17 protein-coding genes are annotated in these 14,567 nt (G+C 46.4%); 9 read left to right on the top strand and 8 right to left on the bottom strand.

Features of this window, described 5'->3' with window-relative positions; translation table 11 throughout:
- Positions 1 to 18: 18 nt before the first annotated feature.
- The gene (locus ABRS97_RS01870) at positions 19 to 1,230 is read left to right on the top strand and encodes an ArnT family glycosyltransferase (protein WP_367811195.1); all 1,212 of its coding nucleotides are present in this window, start codon (positions 19 to 21) and stop codon (positions 1,228 to 1,230) included.
- Here the strand turns inward: ABRS97_RS01870 and ABRS97_RS01865 are convergent.
- On the bottom strand, positions 1,199 to 1,630 hold the full coding sequence (locus tag ABRS97_RS01865; protein WP_367811194.1) for a CBS domain-containing protein: 432 nt from the start codon (positions 1,628 to 1,630) through the stop codon (positions 1,199 to 1,201). The genes ABRS97_RS01870 and ABRS97_RS01865 overlap by 32 nt on opposite strands.
- Before the next feature lie 112 nt (positions 1,631 to 1,742).
- Between ABRS97_RS01865 and ABRS97_RS01860 the strand changes: the two genes are divergently transcribed.
- Positions 1,743 to 2,204, top strand: a complete 462-nt coding sequence (locus tag ABRS97_RS01860; protein WP_367811193.1) for a divergent PAP2 family protein — start codon at positions 1,743 to 1,745, stop codon at positions 2,202 to 2,204.
- A gap of 77 nt (positions 2,205 to 2,281) precedes the next feature.
- Positions 2,282 to 2,719: a GNAT family N-acetyltransferase gene (locus ABRS97_RS01855; protein WP_367811192.1), complete on the top strand. Its 438-nt coding sequence runs from the start codon at positions 2,282 to 2,284 to the stop codon at positions 2,717 to 2,719.
- 12 nt (positions 2,720 to 2,731) lie between these two features.
- Here ABRS97_RS01855 and ABRS97_RS01850 read toward each other — a convergent pair whose 3' ends face one another.
- From ABRS97_RS01850 to ABRS97_RS01840, 3 genes are all read right to left on the bottom strand, one after another.
- A complete protein-coding gene (locus ABRS97_RS01850; RefSeq protein ID WP_367811191.1) occupies positions 2,732 to 4,333 on the bottom strand; it encodes an ATP-binding protein in 1,602 nt (533 codons plus the stop codon).
- A 170-nt stretch (positions 4,334 to 4,503) separates the two neighbouring features.
- Positions 4,504 to 4,779: a DUF3892 domain-containing protein gene (locus tag ABRS97_RS01845; protein WP_367811190.1), complete on the bottom strand. Its 276-nt coding sequence runs from the start codon at positions 4,777 to 4,779 to the stop codon at positions 4,504 to 4,506.
- Between the two features lie 44 nt (positions 4,780 to 4,823).
- Complete coding sequence (locus tag ABRS97_RS01840) at positions 4,824 to 5,573, bottom strand: MBL fold metallo-hydrolase (RefSeq protein WP_367811189.1); 750 nt, start codon at positions 5,571 to 5,573, stop codon at positions 4,824 to 4,826.
- Positions 5,574 to 5,759: 186 nt separating this feature from the next.
- Between ABRS97_RS01840 and ABRS97_RS01835 the strand changes: the two genes are divergently transcribed.
- The 4 genes from ABRS97_RS01835 (at position 5,760) to ABRS97_RS01820 (ending at position 8,269) form a co-directional block, all read left to right on the top strand.
- Positions 5,760 to 6,251, top strand: coding sequence for a CcdC family protein (locus ABRS97_RS01835; protein WP_367811188.1), 492 nt, complete (start codon positions 5,760 to 5,762; stop codon positions 6,249 to 6,251).
- Positions 6,252 to 6,282: 31 nt separating this feature from the next.
- A complete protein-coding gene (locus ABRS97_RS01830) occupies positions 6,283 to 7,164 on the top strand; it encodes an alpha/beta hydrolase (protein ID WP_367811187.1) in 882 nt (293 codons plus the stop codon).
- 80 nt (positions 7,165 to 7,244) lie between these two features.
- A complete protein-coding gene (locus ABRS97_RS01825; protein ID WP_367811186.1) occupies positions 7,245 to 7,862 on the top strand; it encodes a stalk domain-containing protein in 618 nt (205 codons plus the stop codon).
- 92 nt (positions 7,863 to 7,954) lie between these two features.
- A complete protein-coding gene (locus ABRS97_RS01820; protein WP_367811185.1) occupies positions 7,955 to 8,269 on the top strand; it encodes a DUF1292 domain-containing protein in 315 nt (104 codons plus the stop codon).
- Between the two features lie 65 nt (positions 8,270 to 8,334).
- Here ABRS97_RS01820 and ABRS97_RS01815 read toward each other — a convergent pair whose 3' ends face one another.
- The gene (locus ABRS97_RS01815) at positions 8,335 to 8,754 is read right to left on the bottom strand and encodes a DUF1885 family protein (RefSeq protein ID WP_367811398.1); all 420 of its coding nucleotides are present in this window, start codon (positions 8,752 to 8,754) and stop codon (positions 8,335 to 8,337) included.
- 130 nt (positions 8,755 to 8,884) lie between these two features.
- Positions 8,885 to 10,354, bottom strand: a complete 1,470-nt coding sequence (locus ABRS97_RS01810) for an aminotransferase class I/II-fold pyridoxal phosphate-dependent enzyme (protein WP_367811184.1) — start codon at positions 10,352 to 10,354, stop codon at positions 8,885 to 8,887.
- A 171-nt stretch (positions 10,355 to 10,525) separates the two neighbouring features.
- On the opposite strand from ABRS97_RS01810, the gene ABRS97_RS01805 reads away from it, so the two are divergent.
- Together ABRS97_RS01805 and ABRS97_RS01800 are read left to right on the top strand one after the other, a co-directional pair.
- Positions 10,526 to 11,788 (top strand): MFS transporter, encoded by a 1,263-nt coding sequence (locus tag ABRS97_RS01805; RefSeq protein WP_367811183.1) that lies wholly within the window; start codon positions 10,526 to 10,528, stop codon positions 11,786 to 11,788.
- Between the two features lie 34 nt (positions 11,789 to 11,822).
- Positions 11,823 to 12,992 carry an MFS transporter gene (locus tag ABRS97_RS01800; RefSeq protein WP_367811182.1) on the top strand — a complete coding sequence of 390 codons (1,170 nt, stop codon included), beginning with the start codon at positions 11,823 to 11,825 and terminating at the stop codon, positions 12,990 to 12,992.
- An 80-nt stretch (positions 12,993 to 13,072) separates the two neighbouring features.
- On the opposite strand, the gene ABRS97_RS01795 is transcribed toward ABRS97_RS01800, so the two are convergent.
- Together ABRS97_RS01795 and ABRS97_RS01790 are read right to left on the bottom strand one after the other, a co-directional pair.
- Positions 13,073 to 13,765: a hypothetical protein gene (locus ABRS97_RS01795; protein WP_367811181.1), complete on the bottom strand. Its 693-nt coding sequence runs from the start codon at positions 13,763 to 13,765 to the stop codon at positions 13,073 to 13,075.
- Between the two features lie 116 nt (positions 13,766 to 13,881).
- Entirely contained in the window at positions 13,882 to 14,514 is a 633-nt protein-coding gene (locus ABRS97_RS01790; RefSeq protein WP_367811180.1) for a DUF1054 domain-containing protein, read from the bottom strand.
- Between the last annotated feature and the right edge of the window lie 53 nt (positions 14,515 to 14,567).

Genomic DNA, 14,567 nt, shown 5'->3' with positions numbered 1-14,567 from the left:
GGATAAGGAGAACTAATTATGCAAAAGGGAGCCTTTTTTGCGCTGCTGCTTCTTTTGGCAGCTGCCTTATATTTGCGGCTGCATTATGTGCTGGAAGCACTGTATCCGCCTTTGGAATGGGATCAGTTGGAGTATACGAAGACAGCGATTCAATTGATCGAGAGAGGCATATACGCGTATAGGGATACGCAATCGAACTCCCTCGTCACACCGGGTTGGCCGCTAATCCTTGCTGCTGTGTTTAGTATAACCGGATATGAGCCTATTGAGTCGGCTTTGATGGTCGTTCGTGTGTTGAACTGTTTCATTGCATTGGGAGCGATTGTCTTCATTTATTTGATAGGCAGTCGGTTGTTACATCCGATTACTGGTTTGCTTGCCGGGGGGTTCGCTGCGGTTTATCCATCTTATGTTTGGTCGACTTCGCTGATATTGACGGAAGTGCCTTTCTTGACGGCGTTTACCGGTATGCTGTATTTGCAGGTGAAAATCATTCAGGAAAATAAGCGGAGGGATCATCTATGGATGGGACTGCTGCTTGGCATTTGTGTGCTAATACGGCCGAATTCACTGCCAATGGCTGTTGTGCCCTATATATTTCTCTGGATGGAACATAAACGCATCGACTGGAAGCATGCTGTTTGGGCTGCTGCTGCTTTTTCGTTGATCCTGTTGCCTTGGTGGATTCGAAATGTAATAACGTTTCATGAATTTATTTTTATCGCTAAAGGAGAAGCAGGAAATCCGTTCCTCGGAGGAACGGATCCTTACTTCCGCGGCACAATCGATTGGAATCGGATTGACCCAGATCATCAATTTGCGGCAGGCGTGAAACGAATCAGAGAGGGTATATCGAGTGATCCGCTTTTATGGATAAAATGGATGACTGTTGGCAAGCTGTTTATCTTTTTTAAGACGATGTGGGTCGGACCGTATCCGTTCTCCATTCCTGCTTGGTATGCAGATGTATTGGCCAAATTGCATACGTATGTTATTTCGCTCGGTGTGCTTAGCTTTATCGTATTTAGCTTTCGAAACCGCTCGGTCCGCTATTTGACATGCGGCTTTCTCGTCTTTTTAAGCGTCCATATGGTCTTCATCCCCGTAGACCGTTACCTCTACGGGATGCTCCCTTTTCTGATGCTGGGAACGGCTTATTTACTTACACAAGTGCTGTTTATGATCCGAAGTGTATGGACTACATCTCTGCTGCAGCGGAAGGGGATTTGAAGACAATTTGCTTCGCGCAGTAATCGATAATATCGCTTCTACGCACAATTCCGATAAAATTGTCAGAATCATCGACGACGGGAACGAAGTTTTGAACTTTAGCTAGTTCGATCAGGTCCACCATCTCCGCATGAATATGAACAGGTTTGTTTGTCATACGCAAGGGCACTTCTTCAAGCAGATGGCGGTGAGCATTCTCGAAACCAATATCGTCGGAATTTTTGAGAAACCAAAGCAGATCGCCTTCAGTTACAGTTCCTACATAATGTCCCTCTTCGGTAAGGATCGGTACCGCGGTGTAACGGTGATATTCCATTCTTTCCAGCGTTTGCCGCAGTGTGGCTTGCTTGGTTGTCGTAATGACTTCTGATTTAGGTAAAAGGAAAAAAGCAATATTCATGGTTTGACACTCCTTAGGGTTTTTCGTTAGAAAAACCTATTCACCTCCATTGTAGCAAATAAAACGAATAGAATCTAAATCTGCGTTGAATTCTATGAGAGAGGTGAACATTATGAATCGAGCACTGACGACGGCTTTAATCGGAATGGGCACTGCCCAAGCTGTTAAGATTCCTATTCATTATGCCAAAACGAAAGAGTGGGACTGGTCGCAATTGATCCAGACCGGCGGTATGCCAAGCTCCCATTCCGCTGGTGTCTCAGCGCTGACGGCTTACATCGCACTGAAAAGAGGGTTTTCAGCCATCGATTTTGCCGTAAGCTCTGTATTTGGCGCTGTGGTCATGTATGATGCGATGGGTATTCGGCGCGCGGCGGGCGAAATTGCCGTTGATGTGAATGACCTGGATGAACGGGTGGAAAGTCTCGTAAAGCTGCAGCCGGGACCTTATCATGCGCGCAAGCGCAAAGCGCTAAAAGAACGGCTTGGACATCTGCCGGTCGAAGTGTTGGGCGGTGCGCTGCTCGGAATTGCCGTAGGATCGCTTAGTTATTTAGTAGAAAAAAGAAGGTAGCTGGCACGGCGTGTTAGTGGACATCTTTTTGAGAATGGGATAAGATCAAGGGACGTTCTCGAAAGGAAGATTGTTGAATGGAAACCATAAACGTCACGACATCCGAGCAGTTGCAAGCTTGTTTTCAAGTGCGAATGAAGGTATTTGTGGAAGAACAGCAAGTTCCCGTGGATTTAGAAATGGATGAGAAGGATGAATCCCCAGAGACTTGTCATCATTTTCTTTTGGTAGATGATGGACAACCTATAGCTGCTGCCCGTTGGTATTTCTATAAACCAGACACGGCTAAGTTCCAGCGTGTTGCCGTCTTGAAGGAATACCGAGGCAAGGGTCTAGGTAAACAAATTATACAAGAGATGGAGAAACACGCACGAGAGATGGGCTGTCAATCGGTTATTTTAGATGCGCAATGCCAGGCGGAAGGCTTCTATCGTCAAATCGGATATCAGGTTATTTCCGAAGAGCCCTTTTTCGATGCTAATATTTTACATGTAAGAATGCAAAAGCCGCTTTAGCTAGAAAGCGGCTTAATGGGTGAAATGATTTTCCTCGTCAGCTAGCGGAAATGTGATAATGAATCGAGCACCTTGAAGAGGTGGGCTTTCTACCTCCAGTGTGCCTTGGTGGTCTTGAACGATTTTATGGCAAATGGATAAGCCAAGACCCGTTCCAGATTCTTTAGTTGTATAAAAAGGATGAAAAATATTCTCCAGCAATTCACTTGGGATTCCTGGACCGGTATCTTCAATAACCAAAGTCGCGTCATGATGACTGCGGCTTAATTTAATTGTAATAATACCGCCTTTATCCATGGCCTCACAAGCATTTTTCACTAAATTCAGCAGCATTTGAATCATTTTATCTTGATCCATTAATATGGAGACACATTGGAAAGATTCGATATAATGGATTTCATGGCCTAACCGGGTCGCCTCGGATTCCATGAGCGATATAACCTTCAATACACACTCGTGAAGCGAGTGAATGTGGAAGTGAGTGGAATGCGGTTTGGAAAATTGTAAAAACTCGGCGGTGAGATCACTCATACGATCGATTTCATCCATAATCATGGAGTACCAATTTTCAATGTTGTATCCGTTTGCCTTCGATATTTGCATAAAGCCTCGAATGGTTGTCAATGGATTCCTTATTTCATGCGCCATCCCGGAAGCAAGTTCACCTATTACCCTCAGCTTTTCGGACCGAAGCATTTGCTCCTCGCGCTTCAACCATGCTTCTCGCTTCTTCATATACAGCTGGTGTTCAGCTAGCTGGATAAGATCCTCTTTCGTTAACCCATCGAAGGGAAAGGCAGCGATGCCGTATGTAATTTGAATGCCAGTGAGTTTAGGTAGCTCGGAATCAAGCTGTATCGTATAGGTGTTACACGAATCATTGCCTTTATTTAATGGCATGACGACTGCAAACTCGTCTCCTCCATATCTGGATATGAAGATCGCATCTGAAAATAAAATTTTAAGCAGGTCAGCGATTTGTTTGCGCAGTAAATTGCCTGACTGGATACCCCTGGATGGTTGCATCGTCTTTAAGTCGTTGCAATCAATGAGAATAAGCACCAGGTGCCGGTTCTCTTCAATTAATTGTCTTAATCGTTGATGGTATTCATCGTAGTTGAACAGCCCAGTTAATGGATCCTGCATGGACAACAGCGTGCGTTCATTTCTTAGCATTTGAGTTTGCTTACTCGTAGCATGGCTTGTGCGTGTAAGATGAACAGCTGCTACAAAATGAAGCGTGTTTGTCATCGCATAAAGCCAGAGTAAATGAATAGAGCTGTGATCCCATACGAAATAAGCAGTCGCCATATAAACAAGCGCGTAAGACGTGGCCAAAAGCCAAGTTTTTTTTTCGTTTTCTTTTTCATAAATGTCTCTCGAGAGTGTTAATAAGTACAAAGGCAAACAGAGATTAAGCTGACTAACCCAGTGGAAGCAGCAGAGCAGAAAGAGGCGGATCCAAGATGAGGTTCCAAAGCGGTTGGTACGGAGGCTAAGCATAAGCAGCGCACAGCTCAGAACGAGTACTATCAGGTTGATGTCCGGTTGCGAAAGATAAGCATAGATAGTAAAAACAATGGCGTAAGCATAAAGGATCCAATTAACAATCACTGCATCATCTCCTGAGTGTAACGTTGACAGCATTTTACACCCAAAGTGTAGGTTCTCTATAAGCTAGTCAAATCCCTGCAACAAAACGTAAAATAATAGGAAATAATCGCGAATTTTCTCGAAAAAAAGAACCTGATGGAAATTCGCTCCACAGGTTTCTGGCAGTTCTGTTAAAACGTTGGTAATTGATCCAAGTTATTGGTAGGATCACCGTCCGCATCGGAACGCAAATGTTCGTCTCCGTCACGTCCTTTGAACACGTTGACATGCTCAATCTCACCAGCTTTGGCCATTTGCTGAGCTTGTTTGTAGTCCACGACTGTTCCTGAGGACAATTGCAATTGAACAATGTCGCCGTCGCCATTCTTTCTTACAGCAACTACTTGCTCTGCAACTTTTCGCGGCGGGTTCTCATTACCAGTTGACGTCTGGTCAAAAGGGTTCAAAACCATCACCTCCCAAAGCTTAGTATGGAGGCAACGGCGAAAGTTTATTCAGGCAACTTCAAGAGCTGATGCTGCTCAATAAAGGTCATGCGGCCAGTCTGTCCAATGTAACTTGGCATCTTATCATCGTAATGCATTAAGTAGATGCGTTCTTGCACATGTTCCGGAAGCGTTAGCAGTTCCTCTAAAGTGGCATGAATAACTCCCTGACCGCTTAATTGGCAGTCATGCAGGATGGTATGACAATTGCGTTTTCCTATGACTTCATGCACGAGCAGATCTTGGCTGAATCTAGTGTCAGCACTATAGAATGTATGATGGTTGATAAAGAGAGAATAGCTAATTTTGTAAGGGATATGCATAGTTCGCATGAATTCAATGGTAAGGCCTGGGAGAATTTCGGTTGGCTGGTTTTCTTCGAGGAGAATCACATCAAAATAGTCCTCTAAGGTGCAAAAGCCGTCATGCTGGTTATACATGCCGCCCTTTAAGGTGTTTTCCCAAAGCAGTGTTGCCAGAGGTTGAGTGAGAAAAAGCTTTGTTTTTTTGTTCTGTTGATACAACAGGCGAAATGCAATTTCTTCTAATCCGCCGACATGATCGGCATGTATATGTGAAATGACAATTCCGTCAATATGGTCAGGAGAGATCCCCAGTTCATGCAAAGATTGTGGTACATTTGAGCCGCAATCAATGAGTAATTTGGCCTCATCTTTCATAACCAGAGCACTCGTATTGTAGTATGTTTTAGCAAACGCGCTGCCGGTTCCAATCATTTGTATGTGCAAACTCATTCAGCCGCCCCCATTTTTCGACAAAAAGCATCTTTTTCTACTGTAGCATGGGAGCTTGGCGAATTTCAACCATTATGTGAATTCACTTTTGCAGGGAGCAGTGGCAGTGATATAATGAAGGGAACGCATTGTGCTTGATTACAACGCAAGTTTTACTTTCGCAAATACGGTTAGGAGGGACTTCAGTTGTCATTTTCGCTTGCTGCCCATATGCACGCTGTATCCCTGATCGGGTCGTTAGGTGCTGCCCTTATGGTGATGTTAGTCCGGTTGCGCGCATCCTCAAAACCCGTGAATACAATGAAAATTTTGATGCCGCCCTTGGGGATGACGACGGGATTTCTAATGTTCGTCGCACCTATGATGCGAATCCCAGTTATGTGGGGAGTCGTCGCGTTTTTGGCGGGTGCGGCACTTTTTGCTTATCCCTTGATCCGCACTTCCACGTTTTATGTGCAGGATGGATTGGTGTACATGAAGCGATCCAAAGCTTTTTTAATCATATTGCTCGTTCTATTGATCATCCGATTCGCCCTGCATGAGTATGTGGAAGCCCTGATATCCATTTATCAAACCGGTGCGCTATTTTTTATACTAGCCTACGGAATGCTGCTTCCATGGCGAATTTCTATGTACACCCGGTACCGAAAGATCCGTTTAGCGAACCAAAGCCAGTGACCGCTTTAAATAATGGGGTGTTGTTAGATTCATGTTATGGGGCATATTCGGCTTACTTATTGTAATTTGTTTTGGTTTGATTGGGATTTCTGCTTTTGTCGGTTGGCGCCTTACGCATCCGGGTCGTCGGCCAATTGATGAGATTCCGGCTAATTATGGACTGCAGGCTGAAGCCATTAAGTTTCCGAGCAGAACTGGCGATGTGGTGCTTCAAGGGTGGTTTCTGCCTTCTCAGCAATCCTTTGCTCAAATGACTATAATTGTGTCTCACGGCTATGCGGGCACACGACTGGAAAAGGGGCTCCCCGCCCTTGCTTTAGTGAAATCGCTTGTAGAGGCAGGCAATCACGTCGTCATGTTTGATTTCCGCAACTCAGGTGAGTCCGAAGGCCACATGACGACAGTCGGCTATTTGGAGAAGCAAGATGTGCTCGGAGCTATCGATTGGGTTCATGAGCATGTTTCCGGTAAAATCGGGCTTATCGGCTTCTCCATGGGGGGAAGTACCTCGATTTTGGCGGCAGCCGAGGAACAATCGGTTGTCGGCGTTGTCGCTGACAGTCCGTTTAGCCAACTAAGCCCTTATTTGCGCGATAATTTACCGGTTTGGTCGAAGCTGCCCCGGTTTCCTTTCACTCCGCTAATCTTAGCGGTCTTACCTAGAATGATTGGCATTCATCCTAACCATGTTGATGCGCTCGCCGCTGTCGACCGCGTTTATCCCAGGCCTATTTTATTTATCCACAGCAGAGACGATCAAGCAATCCCATGTGCCAACAGCGAAATAATGTGGAGCAGGCATTCCGATGTTTTTGAGCTTTGGATCACCCAGAAGGCTGCACATGTGGGTTCCTATAGACTGCATCCAGAGGACTATACAAACCGCGTTCTTTCTTTTTTTTCGAAATTATAAAAACATCGCAACTCTTCTTATCCTTCGGAGTATAAAGATGCAGACACAAAGATTACTAACAAGTGCTGGAGGTTAAGAGGATGAAAGTTCAGCGTATATTTGCGTTGATGCTGGTGTTTTTTGTTCTAAGTACGGCTGCTGTCGTGGCCTCATCGTTGTGGGGGGATTATAAAGGGTTTAGTATCGCGCGATTGGTTGTGAATGAGCAAACATCCGAATTTGGCGACTCTGAAGTACCACCGCTCATCGTTGACGGCAAAACGGTATTGCCGCTTCGCGCAGTGAGCGACGCGCTTCAGGCATTAGTGAAATGGGATAACACGAACAAAACGGTATCTCTGTATAAGCCTAATGTGCACATGTTTTTCACAACTGAAGTACGCAAAGATTCCGCTATTGTTCCTTTTGGCGTAGTCGAACAGGGGAAACAAGCGGATTTCATCGTTTTCGCTCAAGTAGATAATTTGAAGACGAGCATTAACTCTGTACAGGTTTCTGTTTATTCGCCTAGCGGGAAAAGTGTTGTGACGCCTGTTGTGAAGTCCATTAACGAGTCCAAATCGTCATTCTGGCTTAAGGTTCCGCTCTATGGTGTTTCTTTTGACGAATCTGGGACATATGTCGTTAAATTCGCAATGAAACAGGAAGGTACTTCGGAGTATTCCATCGTTTCCGAGAAGCAAATTCAAACGGAGTAAGGACTAGCTGAGCAAGAAGTGGTTTGACCTCTTATTATGAAAATGTTAGGATAATTGGGTAACCAATTATTAAATGAAATGAGGTTCTGCCTGTGAGCGAGGATAAACACGATCATGTACACGGCCCGGACTGTGACCACGATCACGAGCATGGGGAAGATATTTTTATCGTAACGGACGAGAATGGCGAAGAACACGAGATGGTCATGGTGTATACGTTCCAATCTCAAGAACAAGCTTATGCTGTTTTGCTTGATCGTAACGATCCTGAGGCAGATGGCGTCATTTTCCGTGTTGAAGAAGAGGACGAAGATGCCTATCTCGTCAACATCGAAGATGAAGCAGAGTGGGAGCGCGTAGTGACCATTTATAATGAAATCGTAGCTCAAGAGAACGACGAAGATTAGGAGCTATACATAAGAACCCCCTTTCAGATGGAAATCTGGAAGGGGGTTTCTGTTGGAATCACTTCTTATTTTCTTGGGTTAAAATACATGATTCTTCCATTGAAGAGATGAAGTTCAGCTTTCAATTGTTTACCAAGATATTTACAGAACTCATTGCCTTTGCTCTTGTCCCCATGGGTAGCGTCATCCGGCAAAACAAATTGGACGTAATGGCGGTCTTCCTCTTGGCTACGCTCACTGCCAATACCGACGACAATATATTTATAGAGCGGATTTGTGCCTTTGAGATAGAACCATTTGCCTTCGCCTTCCGGCTTCGATTGGATCGTATAGGGGAAACCAGCTTCATCGTACTCCCAACCAAGCTGCTTGGCTGTGAGTGACAATTGTTCTCTGTAATGCAGGAGTTTCTCCTGCAGTTCCTCCAAGGATAGAGCGGGTACAGCTGAACCTGTTACGAATTTAATATAGGCGCTTTGAGCCATGTCCATGATCACCTCGTTCGCTATACATTTCCAACATCATAGCATCATGTAAACGGTTTTACAATATTTTCCCCAAGAGTTTTTGTTCGTAAGCTGGCATCGTGAGCATTTGCTATGAGCGGGAGCGAGGCTAGAAGATCGCTTGTGTTTCAACGATTACTTTCACATTCTGGACGCTGCGGTCCTCAGGTCCTTTGACGGGAAGGCCGACTTCCACATGCTCAACGATGTAATCAATGAGCTCTTGCGTAATGACTTCGCCTGGAAGCAGGATAGGGATCCCTGGCGGGTATACATATATGAATTCAGCAATAATCCGGTCAGCGGCGTCCTTGAATGGAAGTGTTTCAGTTTCGCCATAGAACGCATCCCTTGGAGTCAGTGTAAGCTGTGGAATGGCTGGCACCTTAATAACGACTTCTTTCACATCGATAACATCATCATTGACGTGGGACAGCTTGCACAGCGCTTCTAACAAAATATCTACGTTTTCTTGCGTATCACCCGGTGTAATCAAACAGAGGATATTGTACATATCGCTCATTTCAACTTCAATGTTGTAATGGTCCCGGAGCCAATTCTCCGCTTCAAAGCCCGTAATGCCAAGCTTGCGAACATGAACGCATATTTTAGTAGGATCGTAGCTGTAAGTAGCTTCATCCCCCAGAATCTCTTCGCCGAAGCAATATAGGTTGGTAATGTCGTTGATCTGTTTTCTGACGTTTTGAGCCAGTTGGATTGTGCGTTCCGCCATTTCACGGCCGTTCAGGGCCAAATGTCTGCGGGCTGTATCTAAAGAGCCTAACAAGATATAGGAAGTAGAGGTTGTTGTGAGCATAGAAATGATTGTCTGAATACGCTTCGGATTCACGCGGTTTCCTTTCACGTTCAGCACTGAACTTTGCGTCATGGAGCCGCCGAGCTTATGTACGCTTGTTGCGGCCATATCGGCTCCGGCTTCCATCGCAGACATAGGCAGTTTATCATGGAAATGAATCAGTACGCCGTGCGCTTCGTCTACGAGGACTGGCATGTTGTAGCTATGGACAAGATCTACAATTTCTTTGAGATTCGTACAGACGCCGTAGTAGGTCGGATTGATGACGAGCACAGCTTTGGCATCGGGATGTTTTTCTAGCGCTCTGCGAACAGAACGGGTCGGAATGCCGTGGTCAATTCCTAGGTTTTTATCACGTGCTGGCTGGATGAAGACGGGCTTCGCCCCTACGAAAATAATGGCGGCCAGAACGGATTTGTGCACATTGCGCGGGACGATGATTTTATCGCCTTCGGAGCAGACCGTCATGATCATCGTCATAATGGCCCCGCTTGTCCCTTGTACGGAAAAGAATGTATGATCCGCGCCGTATGCGTCCGCAGCAAGCTTCTGAGCGTCCTCGATCACGCCCATTGGTTGATGTAGGTCATCCAGCGGTGCTATATTGATGAGGTCGATGGACAGGGCATTATCTCCAATAAAGGAACGAAATTCCGGGTCCATGCCGACTCCTTTTTTGTGGCCAGGAATATGGAACTGAATCGGATTTTTCTCGGCATGCGCGAGCAGTGCGGAGAACAGGGGGGTACGCTTATGATCCACCTGATTATCGCTTCCCTTCTATTGTGGATTGCTTGTCGATCTATGCAACAAACAAAGAAAGTATAACAAAATAGAAATTACTTGCAAGCTAAATTTTTGAAAATAGTTTGCGCCGATTGCGGTAAAACTAACAGTATGTTACTAAAATAATGGAAAAGGAGGAGCGAAACCATGAATTGGCTGCAAAAATGGCAAGAAAAACGATTGTTTTCTCCGTTTGTTCTAGAATTGTTGATGATCATGTTCCTTGTCGAATTTGTGAAGGGAGCCTTGCTGATCAACATTTTGCCCGTTTATATGAAAACATCGCTCGGCGCCTCTGCGTTTATCATCGGTTGGACGCTTGCCGCTCAATACATAGGAGATAATGTGCTGCGTACACCGGTAGGTTGGATCATTGATAAATTCGGTTACAGGACGACGATGCTGACTGGCGTATTGCTCACCTTCGTCTCTGTTGTTCTGATTGCCACAACTACTCAATATGTATGGATGATAGTCGGCTGTGCGCTGCTTGGCTTCGGAACGGCTCCGTTATGGCCCTGCGTGATCACAGGAACGACGGAAGTGGCTGGTGATAAGGCGAAAGGGACGATTATGAGCGTTGTTTACGTGGCATGGTTATCAGGAACAGGGTTAGGGCCGGTAGTCATAAATTTTTTCCTAAAAGATCACAATTACACCCCATCGTTTCGATTATTAATCGGTTGTATGACGTTAGTCGTGTTGGTTGCGCTGTTATTACCGAGAAAACTAAAAATACCGGGGGATCAGAGAGAGAGGAGAGCGGAAGAAAACTCGAAGCAACTGGCGGAAGGTTCTGTTCCCTTCCGGCAAAGAGCCGCCGCCTATTTACGTGAAGTGCGACGCTCTATGACCGTTAGCCCGCTGCTATTTCCCGCTATGTTCGCGCAGACGTTTGCGCTTGGCATTTTGAGTCCGATCCTGACATTATATGCGAAAGAAGTATTGAAACTGTCTTCGTTCCAGTACAGCATGTTTCTGATCGCAGGAGGAGCCGTAACGGTTGTTTTCTTAATACCGATGGGAAAAATGGTAGACCGGATTGGCATTCGCCCTTTCCTGGTTGTGGGCTTTACGATCAGTGCTGTGACGCTGCTGTTGTTTACGTTCACGCAGACGAAGGCGCTGCTTTATGTGTTGGTCGCTGCGCTTGGCGCCGGCTATGCATTCATTATCCCATCCTGGAATGCGCTTATTGCATCGGCTATTCCTCCTGAGAAGAGAGGGGCTGTCTGGGGGTTCTTTTTAACCATTGAAGGGCTAGGTATGATCGTCGGGCCAATCGTTTCAGGAAAGCTGTGGGATGTGTTTGGTTACCATGCGCCTTTTATCATGAGCGGCTCCGTGTTGTTTGCGCTGCTTGTTCTTCAAATGTTCATTTCCATCCCCAAAAAAGGTGTGGTACGATAGTGGAAAATGTTTCATTGGAGGATAGACAAGCTGCATGAACAAACAGATTGGAATCATTATGCTGTTGTTGATGACCATATTTATTGGCTTTGGCATCATCATTCCGGTGCTGCCTGAGGTCGTCAAGGGGGCTGGAGCTGAATATCACAATGCGCTTTTGCTCTCTGTATACTCTGCTGCTTCATTCTTAATGTCGCCTATCTGGGGGGCAGTTTCGGACCGTATTGGACGCAGGCCCATTATTTTGATCGGGTTGATAGGATTCTGTATTAGTTTCTTGATTTTCGGGTTTGCGAACGATCATCTGTGGGTGATGTACGTATCCCGCATTTTCGGAGGGTTGTTTTCTGGAGCCGCTACGGCTTGCGCTGTGGCTTATGTGGCCGATATTACGACGGCGGAGAACCGAACGAAAGGAATGGGCATGGTCGGCATGTCTATCGGGTTAGGCTTTATTTTCGGCCCTGCGCTAGGCGGTATCTTGAGCCGCTGGGGCACGTATTTGCCATTCTTTGTTGCATCGGGACTTGCGCTTGCCTCTTTCATTTTCGCTTTTGCGATATTGAAAGAATCGCTGCCAGTGGATAAGCGTGCCTCTGTGAAAGAGCAAAAACCGTCCCGTTGGACAGCGTTTTCAGGCGCTTCAAAGTATTTGTACGTCTTATCTTTCTTCGTCTCCTTTACGCTAGCCGGTTTGGAAGCGACGCTGCAATATTTCCAAATGGCGAAGATACAGGCTACGCCATTCGATATCGGCATGATGTTTCTCGCGAGCGGCATCGTCGGCGCGCTCATTCAAGGCGGCGTTGTCAGACGCCTTGTCAAAAATGGCGCCGAGCAGCGCGTAATCGCGATTGGGCTGGTTTTATCGGCAGCAGGCTTCTTCTTGCTGCTGTACTCGTCGAGCGTGCTCACCGCTGCGATCTATTTGTCGGTCTTCGGCGCGGGCAACGCGCTCATCCGCCCTTGTGTCACGTCGCTGATTACGCAGCGGACGAAGGTAGGACAGGGCGTGGCGACAGGCCTCAACTCCTCCATGGACAGCTTGGGACGGATTGCCGGCCCGCTGCTCGGAGGAGCCGTGTATGCGATTGCGCATTCGCTGCCGTTCCTGATCGGCGGCGTGCTTTGCTTAGCAGCGACACTGCTGCTGCTGCGTTTCGTGCGTTTGGACCGCCAGTCGACAGTCCGGCAAGCCGCCTAGCACGTGAAAAAGCTGTACATCCGCTCTCCATTATGGAAGAGGAGGATGTACAGCTTTTTTTATTTACCTGGTATTCGGCGTCATTCTGCGCTTTTCTTGCGGTCCACCATTTTTTCAATAGAGGGGGTCAACTGATCCTTAATGGACGCGACCAGTTTGTCTTTGGAAATTCCTTTGGACTTGGCGATTTCAGTTAACGACTTGCCTGCCTTGAGCTGAGCACGGAGCTCATCTTCGCTCATTCCAAGCGTTTTGGCTAACTTCTCGGAGTCTGGTCTCAAGCCAATCTTGTGCCATTTTCCAGCGCCATCCCGCTTTTTGAACAAGTTTTTTTCGTTCAAGATGAATTTCAGATGCTCGTCAAGCCGCTGCTTCATATGCTCGCCTTGATCAGCCGTTAGCTTGCCGTCTTTGACAGCGGACTCAATCTTGCCCGTTCGCAGCTGTTGAAGCTTAGCGGTTAGATCCTGTTCGCTGACGCCTTTTTCGGCTGCGACCTCCACGATGCTTTTGCCGCCTTTCAACGACTTCACCAACGCTTCTTTGTCGATGCCCAACAAGGCAGCGGATTCCTCGACAATCGGCCATTTCTGGCCATGACGTCCATTCTTCTGTTCACCAAGTTTGCTTCCATCGTTCATGCCGTTCTGAATCTTCGCAAGACCAGCTTGAGCTTGGGCGCTTGCTTCTAAGGCGAAGAGAGAACTGCCGTTCAGCACAAGGGTAAGTGCGATAGAGCTAATGACCAGTTTTTTCATAATTGTTTGATTCATGGGAACACCTCCCTTCCGTTTGTGCATCGGAATTACAGAGCTTAGTCTGTGCAGGAGGGGTTCATTTTACTTTAAAGGAACATTAAACGAACATAAATTTTCAATGTAAAAGGCATTTATTCGGCGCCAACGGCCATGCGATAAAGCGGCATTAGCGACTCAAAGGTTTGTTTGACAAGCTGTTCGAACGCTGGACCCTGCGTAAGCAAAGGGTCGCCGGAGGATAGATTTCGACCTATGAGCAATTCGACTTTCTTTACATCGCGGAAGCGGGTTAGCGCTGTCTGCCACCCATCGCGATCCAGCTGGGATATGGCAACAGTATCCTTTTTCATATGATCGAAGGAAAGGACGAAGTCAGCAGGGAGCTCCTTCTCAAAGCGTGAAATTTCTTTCATATACCGCGTCGCGATGTTAGCTTTATTGGGGAGCTCGTAAATAAGCGCCAGCCATATAAAGACATGGTCGTCGAAAAGGCCGACTTGGAAATGAGGGACTTGCTTATAACCGCGCTTGTTTGGACAAATCGCCATCCAAGTATCTACAGGCGGATTCACCGTACGTCTGGCGTGTTTAGCGATATGGAGGAACATTTCATTGCCGGAGAGTAGGGAAAGATCTTCGCAGAGCGAATCTCCCAGCGCTTTGAACTTAGGCTGTATGCGCTCGCGAATTGCTTCCATTCGACCGTCTAAACCTTCTATAGCAAATGTTTCGAAATCATGCTTAGTAAAACCTGTAAAATGCATATCGTGTCGTTCCTTTCTTGACGCTTGTTTGTAATTATTCTAAATCAATTCGA

It is taken from the genome of Paenibacillus tabacirhizosphaerae, from assembly GCF_040812395.1.
GTDB lineage: Bacteria > Bacillota > Bacilli > Paenibacillales > NBRC-103111 > Paenibacillus_E.
This window is presented reverse-complemented; position numbering and strand designations above follow the sequence as displayed.

What these genes read in the sequence shown, in the direction of transcription:
- ABRS97_RS01870 (WP_367811195.1), top strand. Translation starts at nt 19, where the DNA reads ATGCAAAAGGGAGCCTTTTTTGCGCTGCTGCTTCTTTTGGCAGCTGCC.
- ABRS97_RS01865 (WP_367811194.1), bottom strand. Translation starts at nt 1,630, where the DNA reads ATGAATATTGCTTTTTTCCTTTTACCTAAATCAGAAGTCATTACGACA.
- ABRS97_RS01860 (WP_367811193.1), top strand. Translation starts at nt 1,743, where the DNA reads ATGAATCGAGCACTGACGACGGCTTTAATCGGAATGGGCACTGCCCAA.
- ABRS97_RS01855 (WP_367811192.1), top strand. Translation starts at nt 2,282, where the DNA reads ATGGAAACCATAAACGTCACGACATCCGAGCAGTTGCAAGCTTGTTTT.
- ABRS97_RS01840 (WP_367811189.1), bottom strand. Translation starts at nt 5,573, where the DNA reads ATGAGTTTGCACATACAAATGATTGGAACCGGCAGCGCGTTTGCTAAA.
- ABRS97_RS01830 (WP_367811187.1), top strand. Translation starts at nt 6,283, where the DNA reads ATGTTATGGGGCATATTCGGCTTACTTATTGTAATTTGTTTTGGTTTG.
- ABRS97_RS01825 (WP_367811186.1), top strand. Translation starts at nt 7,245, where the DNA reads ATGAAAGTTCAGCGTATATTTGCGTTGATGCTGGTGTTTTTTGTTCTA.
- ABRS97_RS01815 (WP_367811398.1), bottom strand. Translation starts at nt 8,754, where the DNA reads ATGGCTCAAAGCGCCTATATTAAATTCGTAACAGGTTCAGCTGTACCC.
- ABRS97_RS01805 (WP_367811183.1), top strand. Translation starts at nt 10,526, where the DNA reads ATGAATTGGCTGCAAAAATGGCAAGAAAAACGATTGTTTTCTCCGTTT.
- ABRS97_RS01800 (WP_367811182.1), top strand. Translation starts at nt 11,823, where the DNA reads ATGAACAAACAGATTGGAATCATTATGCTGTTGTTGATGACCATATTT.
- ABRS97_RS01795 (WP_367811181.1), bottom strand. Translation starts at nt 13,765, where the DNA reads ATGAATCAAACAATTATGAAAAAACTGGTCATTAGCTCTATCGCACTT.
- ABRS97_RS01790 (WP_367811180.1), bottom strand. Translation starts at nt 14,514, where the DNA reads ATGCATTTTACAGGTTTTACTAAGCATGATTTCGAAACATTTGCTATA.